The sequence below is a fragment of the Uliginosibacterium sediminicola genome (assembly GCF_039631295.1).
Classification (GTDB): domain Bacteria; phylum Pseudomonadota; class Gammaproteobacteria; order Burkholderiales; family Rhodocyclaceae; genus Viridibacterium; species Viridibacterium sediminicola.
The window spans coordinates 736,001-751,446 of the sequence record NZ_JBDIVE010000001.1 but is presented as its reverse complement, the minus strand read 5'-3'; the positions used below and the strand labels follow the sequence as shown (position 1 = coordinate 751,446).

The following is a 15,446-nucleotide window of genomic DNA, read 5'->3' as shown; positions in this document are numbered from 1 at the left end:
TTCGCGGCCTCATACCGACGCTGCGTGAGCGCAAGATGCATCGGAAACAGGAACGGGCTTGGGTAGATTTCTATGTCGCAGGAGATTGCCAATTGCGCTTGCAAGCAATGGGGGTACGGCATTCCCAACCTGCGTATACCTCGGACATTCTTGCTTGCGCTGCTTCCCGCCAGTCGTGTACTTGCCTTGAAACTCAAACCAATCCGGGAATGACTGCAGCCGCGCGTTTTCTCGGACGGTCAGTATCCGTGGTTCGCAGTAGTGGACGATATCGTCTGGCAGCGTGGTGATAGTTGGTGCCGGGCTATTGGGGTCAAGTACCGTCGTCGAATGCTTCTTAGTCCCGACCTTTGCACGCTCTTTGATAGTTAAGCAGCGCCCAGGGCGGCATGTTTTCTGGACCTTCTTGAAGTAATCAATCGTTGTTTTCTTGTGCTTGGCCAGCCGGCGGCTATTGGGGGCTTTCGTGCGCAAATGGGCACGCATAAGCTTCATGTAGCCCTGCGGAGAAACAGGAGGCTCGTAAAGGGGCTCGTGAAAGCCCTTCGTGTCTGAATCCGTGCTTTCAACGAGGATCGCCCCATCGACCAACAAGTCGGCGATGGCTTCCTTGACCGAAATTTTCCGTTCGACTGGGAGCCCTTTGTCCTTCAGGAAGGCTTTACGAGAGGCCTGGAGGGCTTCGAATAGGTTCGGAGTAGCCTCGTTTTCCTCTGCGTTCAGTTCGCACAGCACCAAGTAGCGCAAACGGTTCTGGGGTACGCCAAAGTCAGCGCAATTCACGAGGCCGCGAGACACTGAGTAGCCCAGATCTTGCAGTCGTCCAGCGACGTAGTCAGCGTAAGACGCATGCTTCGGGTCCTTGATGAGCTTGTCTAGCCCTTCCTCGGTCTCGAACCGCATGTTGAAGCCTGCCACATTCTCGATTACGAGGAAGCGGGGTTGGAGCTTTTCAACCAGCGCCAGATACTGTTCCGTCATTTGGTTGCGAGGGTCTGCCGGATCACGGCGTCCTGCCGTCGAGAACCCTTGGCAAGGCGGGCCACCTACAATGAGATCAATCGAGCCTTTTAGGCTCTCAAGCTGAGCTCCATGATGTAGTAGAAGGTTTTCGCAGGTCATGGCCTCCTTGGGAAGCCATGTCGGCCAATCGAATTGGTAGTGTTTCCCGTCCACTAGATTGTGGCGCAAGGTTTCAAAGGCCAAAGGGCTTTTCTCAATCGCAAAGACACCTTTGCAGCCAGCTTGGGATAGCCCAAGCGAAAGTCCGCCGCAACCGGCAAACACGTCTACAAAGCGAAGGGGTCTGGGAGCGTCGGCCATGAATCAGAGGTGTTACTTGCTGTGTCTTACTATTGGTAACGGCGCGCGCCATTGCGCGCGATTTTGTCATGAATTCCAGCTGAGCCCCAGGAGTATTTACTTGTAAGAGCTGGGCTCCCTGCGCTCCTGAATGAGCTTCGCAAAGGCTTCGGTGGGGCTTCAGGCGCTCAAGCAAGCGGTTTCAGTACGGGATGGCAAACGCTCAAGCTTGGGTTCGTAAGCCATTGGGCTCGTTGTGACCGAAGTGAACAGGTTGCTTAAACGCCTGACCTTGCGAGCTTGTGCTCGATACCGAGTGGCCTGAGTCGTCTCTGGGCGATTGCTGCATGGCAGCAATCGCAGCGCGTTTGTGATCGGTAACATCTCGTTTTGCGAAATTTCGCAAAAGAGCGGTGTTTTCGCAATTTGTGCTAATCCGGCCCCCTGTCTCTGTCCTAAACTGCTCGCCTGACGTGGCAAATCGCCGCTCTTTGGTGGGTGTGGAGACAGACAGCATGGGTAACACAGAAATGATTCGCAGCGCCCTGGTGATGGCGCTGGGTATGGGCTTGGCCGCGTGTGGCGGCGGGGGTGGAGGTGGGGGCGACAGTACGACGACGGCTGTGGCTTCGAGCAGTGCGGCGACGAGCTCGGCTGCATCCAGCACGGCTTCGTCGACTTCGTCTTCGGCGGCATCCAGTTCGACATCCAGCGCGGCCTCATCGTCCGCAAGCAGCATCACTTCGCTGGGCGCGACCGGCTGGGCCACGGTCGGCACCAATAATCTTGGTGTGACCGGTACCACCGGTGGCAATGCCGCCACCAGTGCCAAGACCTATACGGTCACCAACCGCAATGAATTCATCCAGGCGCTCTACGCCAATGCCGCCACCATCAATACCGATGGTAGCTATTCCGGCACCCTGGATTCGAGCAGCAAGATCATCTATGTCTCGGGCACCATCGACCTGAGCATGGACAAGTCGCTGACCGCGCTGGGCGAGTCGGGCTATTTCACCTACGGCAATGCCAGCAGCAGCCTCAACTGCTCGCAATACGGTGGCTATGCCAGCGCGACGGCGATGTGGACGGCGTACTACGCGGCCTACAAGCCCAGCGTGTGGGGGACGGCCGCGTTGCAGATTGGTAGCAATACGACAGTCAGCGGCACTCCGGAAAATGCGCGCGCCTGCTATGCCGCACAGCAGAAGAAGGTGGTGTACATCAATATCCCGTCCAACACCTCGATCATCGGTGTCGGTTCAACGGCGAAGATCATTCACGGCAATCTCGTGCTAGGTTCTTCAAGCAGTGCTCCGGTCGACAACATCGTGGTGCGCAATATCACCTTTGAGGATTCCTTCGATTACTTCCCGCAGTGGGATCCGACCGATTCGACGACTGGCCGCTGGAATTCGGCTTATGACAATGTTTCGGTGATGTACGCCACCCACGTCTGGCTCGATCACAACACCTTTACCGACGGCACGAACGTGGATGCGAACTATCCCTCGGTGTGGAACGAGACCTATGCCGGCACCGACTACGCCAGTTCAGCCAACGGCGTGCTCTACCACGTGCAGCATCACGATGGTCTGTCGGACGTGACCAAGAACGCCAACTACGTGACCCTGTCGTACAACTACTACCACGACCATGACAAGTCGCTGCTGTTCGGCGGTACGGATACGGCCAGCACCTCGGCCGAAAACCCGAATGCACTCAAGGTGAGCGTGCACCATAACTACTTCAAGAACCTGCGCCAGCGCCAGCCGCGCGTGCGTTATGGCATGGTGCATATCTACAACAACTACTTCGAGGGTGATCTGAGCGCTTCGGTCAATTATCAGTGGTCGGTGGGCTGGTACTCTGGCCAAGCTTCCAAGCTGTATGTCGAGAACAATGTCATCCAGCTCAACAATGGCAGCCCGACGGCAGCGACGGTGTACGGTGGTTCGTCCAGCACTTCGAAATCCAGCTCCTGCGCGACGACCATGGGCACCGGCTACGACAGCAGCTATTGCAGTGCCTACAGCTATTACAGCGGCAATCTGCTCAATGGCAGCGCCCTGTCGGTGCAAGATCTGTCGAGCGCCAATATCACGACGACCAGCACACCCTGGTACGCCAGTGGTGTGACCTCGGGTACGCCGGGCGCTACGCCGTCGAGCTATTACAGCTATACACCTGACGATGCTAGTGTGGTGGCAAGCAGCGTGCCGGCAGCAGCAGGGGCTGGCAAGCTCTGATGCCTGAGCGCTCCGCTGTGGCGGGGCGCTGTGTGGAATGGCAAGGCCGCAAGACAGACCGCTGATGCGGTGTGTCTTGCGGCCTTTTGCTTGGCTGGCGCGGCTGCTTGGCTTACTGCGCGGCTTGCCGGTCCTGCAGCAGCTGGATGAAGGCATCGGCGGCCAGCGGTCGCGAGAACAGGTAGCCCTGATAGGCGTCGCAGCCGAGCTGGCGCAGCATCTCCAGCTGCGCAGGTGTCTCTACACCCTCGGCAACGGTGTTCAGACCCAGCTTGCGGGCGAGGGTCTGGATGGCGTCGACGATGGCGTGATCATTGGTATCGCTTTCGAGCTCGCCGATGAAGGAGCGGTCGATCTTGAGTTTCTGCACCGGCAGGCGTTTGAGGTAGCTCAGCGAGGAATAGCCGGTGCCGAAGTCGTCGATCGAGAAGGCCACGCCCAGCGCGTTGAGCTCGTGCATGGTGTGCAGCGCGCCGGCGGCGTCCTGCATGACCATGCTTTCGGTGATTTCCAGCTGCAGCAGTTCGGCCGGACAGCCTGCTGACTCCAGCGCCCGGCTGACCGTGCTGCCCAGCGAGCTGGCGGCAAACTGGCGTGCCGACAGATTGACCGCCACCTGCACCGGGCCCAGACCGAGGTCTTGCCATAGCCGGGCCTGCTGGCAGGCGTGGCTGAGCACCCATTCGCCAATCTGCACGATGAGGCCGGTTTCCTCGGCCACGGTGATGAATTGCGCCGGTGGGATGAGGCCGCGTTCCGGGTGCTGCCAGCGCACCAGGGCTTCGGCGGCGCAGATGCGGCCGCTGCTCAGATGGACGATGGGCTGGAAGTGCAGCAGCAATTGACCATGGCTGAGCGCGTGGCGCAGCCCGGCTTCGATCTGCAGGCGGTCCTTGACGCGTTGGTTCATCTCCGGCGTGAACAGCGCGATGCCGTTGCCGCCCAGGTCCTTGGCCTTGTACATCGCGGTATCGGCATTGCGCAGCAGCACTTCGGCGCTCTCGCCGTCATGCGGATAGACGCTGGCGCCGATGCTGGCGCTGCTGCTGATGTACTGCCCCTCGACCACCAGCGCCTGCGAGAGCGAGCAGAGGATCTTCTGCCCGATCGGCATCACATCGGCCGGGTCGGCCATATCGGCGAGAATCACCACGAACTCGTCGCCGCCGAGGCGCGCCACGGTGTCACCGGGGCGCACGCATTCGCCCAGTCGTCTTGCTGTTTCCTGCAACAGCACATCGCCCTTGCTGTGGCCGAGGCTGTCATTGATGGTCTTGAAGCGGTCCAGATCCAGCACCAGCACGGCCGCCATGCGGTGCGCGCGTTTGGCGTAGATCAGCGCCTGCTCCAGGCGGTCGCTGAGCAGGTTGCGATTGGCCAGGCCGGTCAGCGCGTCGAAATTGGCCTGCTGTTCCAGTGCTGTCGTGGTGCGCGAGATTTCTTCGCGCTGGCTGTGCAGCGAATTGGCCAAGCGGTCCAGTGCGGCCATCACCACGCCCAGCTCGCCGCGCGGATAAGGCGGCCCGACCGGCGCATCGAAGCTGCCCTGGTCGAGGCGCGAGATGGCCGACATCAGGCGCGCCGCCTGGCGGCGCACAGCAAATTCGGCGAGCCCCGCCGCGCACAGGAAAAACAGCAGGGACAGGCTCAACATGCCGACCAGGGTGCGCTTGAAGTGTTGATCGATATGCGCGTAGAGATTCTCTTCGGGCACGCTCAGGCCCAGGCGCAGGCCGGCTTCCGGATTATGTTCGAGCACCGCTGTGGCCCAGATCCGCGTATGCGCTGCGTCCCCCAGGGCCAGGGTGTGGCCGGGCGGTGCGCTCAGCAAGCGCTGGTCTTCGGCCGAGCTGGACAAGGCTTTGGCATGGGCGCCGATCAGGCCGCCGGGCTCGCGCTGGATCACCGTGCCCTTGTCATCCCAGATCTGCAGGCCCATGTCCGGATAAGGCAGGCTGGCCATCTTGCCTTTGCCATAGCCTTCCAGATTGAAGGAGGCGAGCAGCACATAGAGCAGCTTGCCTGCGCCATCGCGGACCGGGTAGGCAATCTGTAGCACGCCCTTGCCGGTCAGGCGGCCGAACACCGGTTCAACCACGGTGTTTTGCGATACCAGGGCGCGCTGGAAGTATTTGCGGTCGCGCAGATCCAGCGTGCGGCCGCTGCGCAGCGAGTCACAGAACAGGCTGCCGTCGGGCAGGATGGTCAGCAGACCGGTGTATTGCGGATGCTCTTCGAGCACCTTGGCGAGAAAGTCCGAGCACTGCGCCTTGTCGCCGCTGGACAGCAGCGGCACGCGGCCGAGTCCGAAGAGCAGCTGGCTGGTGCCCGAGACCTTGTCATCGAGCTCGCGGGCAATGCTCGCAGCGCGTGTGGCCAGCTGCTCGCGCGCCAGATCAACAGCGGCTTCGCGCTCATCGATGAGCAGCCATAGCGTGGCCAGTACCGGCAGGAAGGAAGCGGCCAGCACCAGCAGCAGGATGCGTGCGCGCAAGCTCATGGCGCCTCCTGTCTGCGCAGGGATGAGGCCGGGATAGTCGCCGGCTGCGCTGTGCGCGTTTGCAGCAATGCCTTCACGTTATGCGGATCGTGCACATGTAAAACAAGGTAAACGGCATAAGATCCGGCGAATTGAAGTCAGCGCGCTGGGGGCGTACCCCTACTCAGGCGTACCGGGATCGATTTCGAGGCCGGCGTGCGGGCGCCATCGGCAAAGGCCGACAGTGGCACCAGGCCATTGGTCTCGGGGAAATAGCTGGCCAGGCAGCCGACCGGAATATCGTATTCGACGAGCAGGAATTGCCGCGCCACGCGCTCGCCGTCCTGCCAGAGGCTGGTGATATCGACCCATTCGCCAGCCCGAAAACCCAGCCGGGCGAGGTCGGCACGGTTGATGAAGCACACCCGGCGATGACCGAACACGCCCCGGTAGCGGTCGTCCAGCCCATATACCGTGGTGTTGTACTGGTCATGGCTGCGCACCGTCATCAGGCGGAAATCCGCGTGCGGCCACACGGGCAGTGCGTGGCAGACGAACTGCGCACGGCCGCTGGCGGTTTGCCAGCGCCGCTCGCGCGCGCGGTTGCCCAGGTAGAAACCGCCGGGCGCACGCAGTCGCGTGTTGAAGTCGGCAAAGCCCTCGACGACCTCGGCAATCTTGTCGCGGATGCGGGCGTAATCCTCGATCAGCCACAGCCAGGGCGTGCGGCTCGCCGGCAAACAGGCCGCCGCCAGATGGGCGACGATGGCCGGTTCAGACATCAGCTGCGGCGAAGCCGGCGCATTGATGCCCTGCGAGATGTGCACCATGCTCATCGAATCTTCCACCGTCACGCCCTGCGGGCCGCTGGCTTGGCGGTCGATTTCGGTCCGTCCCAGGCAGGGCAGGATCAGCGCTTCCTGGCCGTGCACCAGGTGTGAGCGGTTGAGCTTGGTGGTGACCTGCACGGTCAGCGCGCATTGGCGCAGCGCTGCCCAGCTGCGCGCAGTGTCGGGTGTGGCGGCGGCGAAATTGCCGCCCATGGCGAAGAACACTCTGGCCTCGCCGGCGAGCATGGCCTCGATGGCGGCGATCACGTCAAAGCCGTGCTTGCGCGGCGGCGCGAAGTCGAACGCCGCGCCGAGGCGGTCGAGGAATGTGGCGTCGGGCTTCTCGTAGATGCCCATCGTGCGGTCGCCCTGCACATTCGAGTGGCCGCGTACCGGGCAGGCGCCGGCGCCGGGTTTGCCGATATTGCCGCCGACCAGCAGCAGATTGATCAGCATCTGGATGGTCGCCACCGAATGCTGGTGCTGGGTGATGCCCATGCCCCAGGTGAGGATCGTCGCGCGGCTGTGCATGTAGATGTCGGCCGCTTCGCGAATCTGCGCCGCGCTGAGGCCGCTGCTGGCTTCGATGGCCGACCAGGGTTCGGCCAGGATCTCGCTGCGCAGCGCGCCAAAACCCTCGGTGTGCTCGGCGATGAAGGGTACGTCTTCGGCGCCCGCTTCGAGCACGGCCTTGATCAGGCCCTTGGCCACCGCCAGATCGCCGCCGATCTGCGGCTGGTAATAGCGCGCCGCCAGCTGCGTCTCGCCGCCGAGCAGTTCGAAGGCATGCTTGGGGTCGGCAAAGCGCTCCAGGCCGCGCTCGCGCAGCGGGTTGAAGACCACGATGCGGCAGCCGCGGCGCGCTGCATCGCGCAGCTCGGCGAGCATGCGCGGATGATTGGTGCCAGGGTTCTGGCCGAAGATGAAAATCGCCTCGGCGCGGTTGAAGTCGTCCAGCGTCACCGTGCCCTTGCCGACGCCGATCTGCGCCTTCATGCCGATGCCTGAGGGCTCGTGGCACATGTTCGAGCAGTCCGGCAGATTATTGGTGCCGAATTCGCGCACGAACAGCTGGTAGAGAAACGCCGCCTCGTTGGAGGTGCGCCCCGAGGTGTAGAACACCGCCTGCTCGGGCGAGGGCAGCGCTTGCAGATGGCGGGCGATCAGCGCAAAGGCATCGGCCCAGGCAATCGGCTCATAGCGATCGGTGCTCGCCTCGTAGCGCATCGGCGCAGTCAGGCGGCCGTGCGACTCCAGGGTGTAATCGTCCTCTTCCATCAGCTGGCTGACGGTGTGCCGCGCAAAGAAATCGGCCGTCACGCGGAACTCGGTGGCCTCTGCCGCCACGGCTTTGACGCCGTTCTCGCAGAACTCGAAACTCGACTGGTGATTGCGGTCCGGCCAGGCGCAGCCGGGGCAGTCGAAGCCCGCCGGTTGATTGGCATTGCGCAGGGTGGCCATGCCCTTGGCGACGATGTGCTGGGCACTGAGTGCCGCCAGCGAGGCTTTCAGCGCATCGAGGCCGCCAGCGGCCTTGGTATAGCGCTTGATGACTTTCTCTTGCATGCGGCCGCTCTCTGTTGTGATGCATGCGTCAGCGGGCCTGGCCGCTGCGCTGCAGAATTTGTGTCTGCATTCTGCCATGGCCGATACACTGGCAGCTCATCGCAGAAACGCTCCCACATCATGACTTGCCCTTACGATTTCATCCTCTTCGACCTCGACGGCACGCTCAGTGACCCGATTGACGGCATCGGCCGTTCCATCAATTACGCGCTGGAGCATTTTGCTTACGCGCCGCTGGACCATGCGCAACAAGCCATCTGCATCGGCCCGCCGCTTTACCACAGCTTCGCGCGCATCACCGGCAGCACCGATGAAGCGCACCTGACCGCACTGATCGACAAATACCGCGAGCGCTACGGCAGCGTCGGCTACGCCGAAAACCAGCTTTATCCGGGCATCGCCGAAGCGCTGCAGGCGCTCAGCGCGCAGGGCGTGCCGATGGCGGTGTGCACCTCCAAGCGCGCAGACTTTGCCGAGCGCATTCTCGACATGTTCGGCATCGCCGAGCACTTCCGATTTGTCGATGGTGGCGACATCCACCTCGAAAAATGGCAGCAGATCGAGCGCCTGCGTGCCCGCGGCATCGTCACCGAGGCCTCGCTGATGGTCGGCGATCGCGACGTGGACATGATCGCCGCCCAGCGCAACGGTCTCAGCGCCGCCGGCGTGCTGTGGGGCTATGGCTCACGCGCCGAGCTGAGCGCTTTCGCGCCCGAGCATCTGTTCAGCGCAGCGAGCGAACTGGTGCAGTTGCTGGCGCCGCTCAGTTAGAGGTGCTGGGTTCGCGGCGCGCTTGTGCAGCATCTTCCTCAAACAGCGCGCGCAGCTCGGCGGCCGATTGTTTGACGCTTTGCACCAGGGCCGCTTCATCCTGATACACCGCGTGCTGGCGCAGCAATGAGGCTTCGTCGGCTTCGCGGAAGCGCTGCAGCGCCTGCTTGATGTCGGCCTCGGGCAGCGCCATGGCGCGCAGCACCTCGCCGGCCAGTTCGAGGCTGCTGTGCCAGGTTTCGCGCACCAGCAGCTCGACCTGCAGGTCCAGTAGCTTGTAGGCGTGGAAGCGGTTGCGGGCGCGGGCGTAGATCGGCAGTTGCGGGTAGTGGCGGCGCACCAGTGCAGCGGTTTTCAGCGAGGCTTCGACATCGTCGATGGCCAGCACGAAGAGCCGCGCCTCGGCGATGCCGGCCGCCTCCAGCACATCGTGGCGCGAGGCATCGCCGTAATAGGCCTGGGCGCCGAACTGGCGGACGTAGTCGATCTGGCTGGCGCTGGCGTCGAGCACGGTGAAGGGGATTTTCTTCAGCGCCAGCAGGCGCGCCACGATTTGCCCGACGCGGCCGAAGCCGGCAATCAGCACCGGGCGGCCGTGCTCTTCGATGGTGTCGAAGGGGCGCGCGTCGTCGTTCTTGTCCAGCCAGGGCGAGAGCAGGCGCGATTCGAGCAGGAACAGCAGCGGCGCGCAGAGCATCGACACACTGACCAGCACCACCAGCCAGTCGGCCTGATCGCTGCTCAAAAGCTGATGCTGGCGGCCGAGCTGGAACAGCACGAAGGCGAATTCGCCGCCCTGCGCCAGGGCAATCGCCAGCTTGCGCGTGCTGCGGTAGGAGCAATCGCTGAGGCGGCCGATCAGCGCCAGCACGAAGAATTTGAGCACGATCAGCGCGGCGACCAGGCCGCATAGCGGCAAGGCATGATCGCGCAGCAGGCCCAGCTTGGCGCTCATGCCGACGGCGATGAAGAACAGGCCCAGCAGCAGGCCCTTGAAGGGCTCGATGTCGGCTTCAAGCTCGTGGCGGTAGTCCGAATCGGCGAGCAGCATGCCGGCCAGGAAGGCGCCGAGCGAGGCGGTGAGGCCGGCAAATTCCATCAGCAAGGTGGTGCCGATGACCACCAGCAAGGCCGCCGCAGTGAAGGTTTCGCGGCTGCCCAGGGTGGCGATCCAGCTGAACACGTGGCGCAACAGCAGGCGGCCGCCCAGCACCACTGCGGCGATGACGAGGACGGCCTTGGCCAGATCGCGCCAGTCCAGATCGACGCCGCCGCTCCCGGCGAGCAGGGGCAGCACGGCGAGGATGGGAATCACCGCCAGATCCTGAAACAACAGGATCGCAAAGGCGCTGCGCCCGTGGCGCGCGCTCAGTTCGTTCTTTTCGGCCAGCGATTGCAGCACCAGCGCCGTCGAGGACATCGCCAGCGACAAACCGACCAGGGCCGCAGCGCGCCAGCCCAGTCCGAGGAAGCTCGCCACGCCGCCCAGCGCCAGCGCCGAGAGCAGCACCTGGGCGCCGCCCAGACCGAAAATCTGCCGCCGCAGCACCCACAGGCGCGAGGGCTGCAATTCGAGGCCGATGAGGAACAGGAACAGCACCACGCCGAACTCGGAAAAATGCAGGATGGCTTCCACATCATCGATCAGGCCCAAGCCCCAGGGGCCGATCAGCACGCCCGCCGCCAGATAGCCGAGAATGGCGCCCAACCCCAGCTTGCGCGACAAGGGCACCATCAGGACGGCGGCGGCGAGGAAGATTGCGGTCTGGCTGAGCATGCGTGTTCTCCGTGAGGACGGCGAGATGCGATAATCCGCGCAGGCGGTGCGTCGGTCGCGCCCGCCACAATGCCACAGCGCCCGCTCATTCCGCACACCATGCACCACACCTTCACCCTCAATAGCGAATACATCGAGCTGGACAAGCTGCTCAAGCTGCTCTCGATTGCCCACTCGGGCGGTGCCGCCAAAGCCATGGTCGCCGATGGCATGGTCCGCGTCGACGGCGCGCTCGAAACCCGCAAGACGCGCAAGCTGCGCGCCGGCAGCGTGGTGGAGGTGCTGGACGAAACCATTCGCATTGTGGGTGACGCGGCGGATGCTTAGCCCGGCCGCTGTCTCTGCCGCTGCGCCCGTGCCGCCGCCGGTGCGGCTGGATGCAGCGAGCCGTCCGCTGCTCGATGTCGTCCAGCTTGGCCAGGTGTTCACCCCGCCCGCCGTGGTGGCGCAGATGCTGGCCTTGCGTCGCAATCAGGGCAGCGTGCTGGAACCTTCCTGCGGCGATGGCGCATTTGCGCGCCAGCTGCCCGGCTGTGTTGCCATCGAGTATGACGCCCGCGTGGCGCCGGATTTTGCGCAAGTCATGGACTTCTTCGACTTCCCGCTCGAAGAGGCGCGCTTTGACAGCATCATCGGCAATCCGCCCTATGTGCGCTTTCAGGACATCCCCGAGCCCACGCGCGCCAAGCTCGATATGCGTCACTTCGATGCGCGCAGCAATCTGTGCCTGTTCTTCATCGAGAAATGCATTCGCCATCTGGCGCCGGGCGGCGAGCTGATCTTCATCGTGCCGCGCGACTTCATCAAGGCCACGGCGGCGCGCAAGCTCAACCAGTGGCTGTTCGAGCAGGGCACGATCACTGATTTCATCGACTTGGGCGATGCGCGCATCTTCGATGGTGCGGTGCCCAATTGCGCGATCTTCCGCTTCGAACTCGGCCGCATGGACCGGCGCATGCACGACGGCCGCCGCTTCGACTGCCACAACGGCCAGCTGGTGTTCCTCGCCGGCGATTACAGCCTGCCCTTTGCCTCGCTGTTCACGGTCAAGGTTGGTGCGGTGTCGGGGCTCGATAGCGTGTTCACCCATCCTGAGGGCAATGCCGAATTCGTCTGCTCGACCACGCGTGATGACGGGCAGACGCGGCGCATGCTGTTTGGTGTGCAGCATCCGCATCTGGAACAACACAAAGACGCCTTGCTGGCGCGCCGTATCCGCCGGTTTGACGAGCGCAACTGGTGGCACTGGGGGCGCGAGCATCACAAATCCGAGGCGCCGCGCATCTACGTCAATTGCAAGACGCGCCGCGCCGAGCCCTTCTTCACCCATCCCTGCCGGGATTACGACGGCTCGGTGCTGGCGATTTTTCCGCGCAATCCGCAGATCGACATCGCGCGTGCGGTGAGTGCGCTGAACGCGGTCGATTGGAATGAGCTGGGTTTTGTCTGCGACGGTCGCTTCCTGTTCAGCCAGCGCGCGCTGGAGAGCTGTCTGCTGCCCGCCGCTTTCGGCCAGCAAGTGCTGGCCGGCTGATCAGGGCTGGCGCTCGATGGTGGCGACCTGGTCGATACCCATCACGCGCATCAGCGCGGCGACCAGGGCGTTGGGGCGGTAGATCAGGCTCAGCTTGCCCTGGTTTTGCAACTGCGCAAGCTGGTTGAACAGCGCGCCAGCGCTGACGAATTCGATGCGCTTGAGGCCGCTGGCGTCGATCTCCACGCGTGAGCGCTGCGAGGCATACACCGCCAGCTGGCGCAGCACTTCGGGCTGATTGCCGGTGACATCGCCATTCATCGCGAAGCGCTCGGGCTGGTCGCTGACGGCCGCCACCGGCGGCAGCTCGACCACTTCGGGCGCGGCGGGCGGCGCCTCGTAGGCCGGCGGCGATTCTTCAAAGGTGATCGCGTAATCGAGCGCCACGGCATCGAAGTGCTCGGCATCCGCGCTTTGCTGGATCAGTGCTAGCGCCAGCAGCCAAGCCGCCTGCGACTGCTTTTCACCGATCTTGAGTTTGGGCTCAACCAGGCTCAGTGCGTGGCGGGCATTGACCAGGAATACCTCGACCCGGGCGCGGCGCAGGGCTGCCAGGGTGTCGTTGAGCAGCAGGCAGCCGGCATCATCGATACCGCGCAGGCGGCTCAGGTCGATGCGTAGCTTGCCCATCTTCTGGCCGATGCGCACCAACTGCTCGAATTGCGTGCGCGCATTGCCCGACAGATTGCCGGAGAGATTGACCGCCGGTGCATTGGGGCGGGCAGGGGCGGCGGGTGGCGGAGGCGCGGATTCGTCCCAGCGCGGTGGCGACACTTCGAAGGTCTGGCTGAAGATTTCCGAGCGCGCGTCGAAGGCGGCGCGCTGGCCGGTGATGCGGTAGAGATCGAACAGCATGGCCCACAGCTCATGCGAGCTGTGCTTGCTGGCGGTGCCATCGATGGCCGCTTCGAGCACGCTGCGTGCGCCGTCGTTGTTGGAGTTGGCGTAGAGGATGGCGGCCTCTTCGACCGCCGCATGTTCTTCCAGCGAACCTTCCGAGACCAGGATCTTGCCGGCTGCGGCAGCCAGCGCGCGGCCGTCTCCGAGCTGGGTCAGATCCAGGCTGGTGGTTGTCTCGCTGCGCTCGCGACTCTTCCCCGGCCTTGTCGTGGTGGCCGGACCCTTGTCGCTGGGCTTCTTGCCAAAAAGAGACATCGCCATGGCTGGTCAGTGCGCTGAGCAACGATTACGGGGCACGTACTGGCCAGCAGTCGTGCCCTCTGATGATGATTCGGTGCCGAATGGAGCCTCGTCAGGCTCAGTCGGCGTACATTTTCTGCATGCGCTCACGGCGGGTTTGCGCTTCAACGGACAGCGTTGCGGTCGGACGCGCCAGCAGGCGTGCCAGGCCGATCGGTTCCCCGGTTTCTTCGCAATAGCCGTAGTCTTCACGCGCGATGCGCTCGAGTGCCTGATCGATTTTCTTGAGCAGCTTGCGCTCGCGGTCGCGCGTACGCAGTTCGAGTGCATGCTCTTCTTCAACGGTGGCACGGTCAGCGGGATCGGCGACAGTTTCCTGTTCGCGCATGTGTTCCACTGTCTCGTCCACTTTGAGCTGCAACTCGTTGCGCATGGCGATCAAGCGTTCTTTGAAGAACTCGAGCTGCTTGTCGTTCATGTACTCCGACTCGGGCATCGCCAGCAGCTTGGCTTCGGTCAGCGCCATGGATATCCCCCTATATCTAGGTCGAACACAAATTGCGGCATTCTGCACCAGTCCTAAAGCGTTTGACAGTACCGGAACAACCTGATCGGTTGTGCTCGCGGTGCAATCATTGCGCACAGGAACGGGAGCAAGGGCTGCGAGGGTACAATACTTTCATGCAAAGCGCCCATATACCCGACCACGTCTTCCGTTGGCCCCTTAGGGTTTACTATGAGGACACGGACGCCGCAGGTGTCGTGTACCACGCCAACTACCTTAAATATTGCGAGCGGGCGCGGACCGAATGGTTGCGCGCGCTCGGCCTCGATCAACGCAATTTGCGTGCCGAGCAGGGTCTGGTCTTCGTTGTGAGCAAGCTGACGGCCGATTATTTGCGCGGTGCGGAACTCGACGATGCGCTGGAGGTCCGTAGCTGCGTGGCGCAGCTTGGCCAGGCACGCATCGTCTTCGAGCAGAGTGTCTGGCGTGGCGATGAGCGCATGTTTGTCTCGAATGTGACAATCGCCTGTGTGGATTGGGCTGCACGCCGTGCCGTGCGCCTGCCTGAGAATGTAAGAGCCCTTCTGGAAACCATTGCATGAACCTTACCGAAGATCTGTCCATCCTGAGCCTGGTCATCCAGGCCAGTCTGGTGGTCAAGTGCGTGCTTGCCTTGTTAGTCGCCGTGTCCTGTTCCTCCTGGTACTGGATTTTCCGCAAAGGCTTCGCGATCCGCGCCGCACGTACGGCAACGAGCAGTTTTGAACACGAATTCTGGGCAGGCGGTGATCTGTCCACCCTGTACCGCAATGCCAGCGCCAATCGCGAAGCCAGTGGTCCGCTGGCGCGCATCTTCGAGTCGGGCTTCCGCGAGTTTGCCAAGCTGCGCGGCCAGAGCTCGCTGGAAGCGGCCGACATCATCAATGGCGCAAGGCGTGCCATGCGCGCCACGCACCAGCGCGAGATCGATGATCTGGAAGCGCATCTGGCCTTCCTGGCCACGGTCGGTTCGGTCAGCCCCTACGTCGGCTTGTTCGGTACGGTGTGGGGCATCATGAACGCCTTCCGCGGCCTCTCGAATGTCGGCACGGCCACCTTGGCCCACGTCGCGCCGGGCATTGCCGAGGCGCTGGTGGCGACGGCGATCGGCCTCTTCGCGGCGATTCCGGCGGTGATCGCCTACAACCGTTACGTGCATGATCTGGACCGCCTGGCGATCCGCTTCGAGAGCTTCATGGAAGAGTTCTCCAATATCCTGCAACGCCAGATCCGCTGATCGTCCGCGCTTCTCCG

12 protein-coding genes are annotated in these 15,446 nt (G+C 63.0%); 6 read left to right on the top strand and 6 right to left on the bottom strand.

The genetic code is table 11. The features are described 5' to 3' along the window. Nucleotides 1-9: 9 nt before the first annotated feature. A complete protein-coding gene (locus ABDB84_RS03580) occupies nucleotides 10-1,323 on the bottom strand; it encodes a DNA cytosine methyltransferase (protein WP_345918311.1) in 1,314 nt (437 codons plus the stop codon). A 494-nt stretch (nucleotides 1,324-1,817) separates the two neighbouring features. Here ABDB84_RS03580 and ABDB84_RS03575 point away from each other — a divergent pair, with 494 nt between their 5' ends. Next, entirely contained in the window at nucleotides 1,818-3,551 is a 1,734-nt protein-coding gene (locus ABDB84_RS03575; RefSeq protein ID WP_345918310.1) for a pectate lyase family protein, read from the top strand. Nucleotides 3,552-3,663: 112 nt separating this feature from the next. Here the strand turns inward: ABDB84_RS03575 and ABDB84_RS03570 are convergent, their stop codons facing one another. Next, nucleotides 3,664-6,051, bottom strand: a complete 2,388-nt coding sequence (locus tag ABDB84_RS03570; protein ID WP_345918309.1) for a bifunctional diguanylate cyclase/phosphodiesterase — start codon at nucleotides 6,049-6,051, stop codon at nucleotides 3,664-3,666. Between the two features lie 137 nt (nucleotides 6,052-6,188). Then, entirely contained in the window at nucleotides 6,189-8,426 is a 2,238-nt protein-coding gene (locus ABDB84_RS03565; protein ID WP_345918308.1) for an FdhF/YdeP family oxidoreductase, read from the bottom strand. 120 nt (nucleotides 8,427-8,546) lie between these two features. Between ABDB84_RS03565 and ABDB84_RS03560 the strand changes: the two genes are divergently transcribed. Then, complete coding sequence (locus ABDB84_RS03560; RefSeq protein WP_345918307.1) at nucleotides 8,547-9,197, top strand: HAD family hydrolase; 651 nt, start codon at nucleotides 8,547-8,549, stop codon at nucleotides 9,195-9,197. On the opposite strand, the gene ABDB84_RS03555 is transcribed toward ABDB84_RS03560, so the two are convergent. Further along, nucleotides 9,190-10,974, bottom strand: coding sequence for a monovalent cation:proton antiporter-2 (CPA2) family protein (locus tag ABDB84_RS03555; RefSeq protein WP_345918306.1), 1,785 nt, complete (start codon nucleotides 10,972-10,974; stop codon nucleotides 9,190-9,192). The genes ABDB84_RS03560 and ABDB84_RS03555 overlap by 8 nt on opposite strands. A 99-nt stretch (nucleotides 10,975-11,073) precedes the next feature. Here ABDB84_RS03555 and ABDB84_RS03550 point away from each other — a divergent pair, with 99 nt between their 5' ends. Together ABDB84_RS03550 and ABDB84_RS03545 are read left to right on the top strand one after the other, a co-directional pair. Continuing rightward, entirely contained in the window at nucleotides 11,074-11,301 is a 228-nt protein-coding gene (locus ABDB84_RS03550; RefSeq protein WP_345918305.1) for an RNA-binding S4 domain-containing protein, read from the top strand. Further along, complete coding sequence (locus tag ABDB84_RS03545; RefSeq protein ID WP_345918304.1) at nucleotides 11,294-12,508, top strand: Eco57I restriction-modification methylase domain-containing protein; 1,215 nt, start codon at nucleotides 11,294-11,296, stop codon at nucleotides 12,506-12,508. The genes ABDB84_RS03550 and ABDB84_RS03545 overlap by 8 nt, the downstream gene beginning before the upstream one ends. Here the strand turns inward: ABDB84_RS03545 and ABDB84_RS03540 are convergent, their stop codons facing one another. Both ABDB84_RS03540 and dksA read right to left on the bottom strand, forming a co-directional pair. Continuing rightward, entirely contained in the window at nucleotides 12,509-13,669 is a 1,161-nt protein-coding gene (locus ABDB84_RS03540) for an STAS domain-containing protein (RefSeq protein WP_345918303.1), read from the bottom strand. Between the two features lie 97 nt (nucleotides 13,670-13,766). After that, on the bottom strand, nucleotides 13,767-14,174 hold the full coding sequence (gene dksA / locus ABDB84_RS03535; protein WP_345918302.1) for an RNA polymerase-binding protein DksA: 408 nt from the start codon (nucleotides 14,172-14,174) through the stop codon (nucleotides 13,767-13,769). 155 nt (nucleotides 14,175-14,329) lie between these two features. Between dksA and ybgC the strand changes: the two genes are divergently transcribed. Both ybgC and tolQ read left to right on the top strand, forming a co-directional pair. Next, the gene (ybgC, locus tag ABDB84_RS03530) at nucleotides 14,330-14,755 is read left to right on the top strand and encodes a tol-pal system-associated acyl-CoA thioesterase (RefSeq protein WP_345918301.1); all 426 of its coding nucleotides are present in this window, start codon (nucleotides 14,330-14,332) and stop codon (nucleotides 14,753-14,755) included. After that, a complete protein-coding gene (gene tolQ, locus ABDB84_RS03525; RefSeq protein WP_345918300.1) occupies nucleotides 14,752-15,429 on the top strand; it encodes a protein TolQ in 678 nt (225 codons plus the stop codon). The genes ybgC and tolQ overlap by 4 nt, the downstream gene beginning before the upstream one ends. Nucleotides 15,430-15,446: the final 17 nt, after the last annotated feature.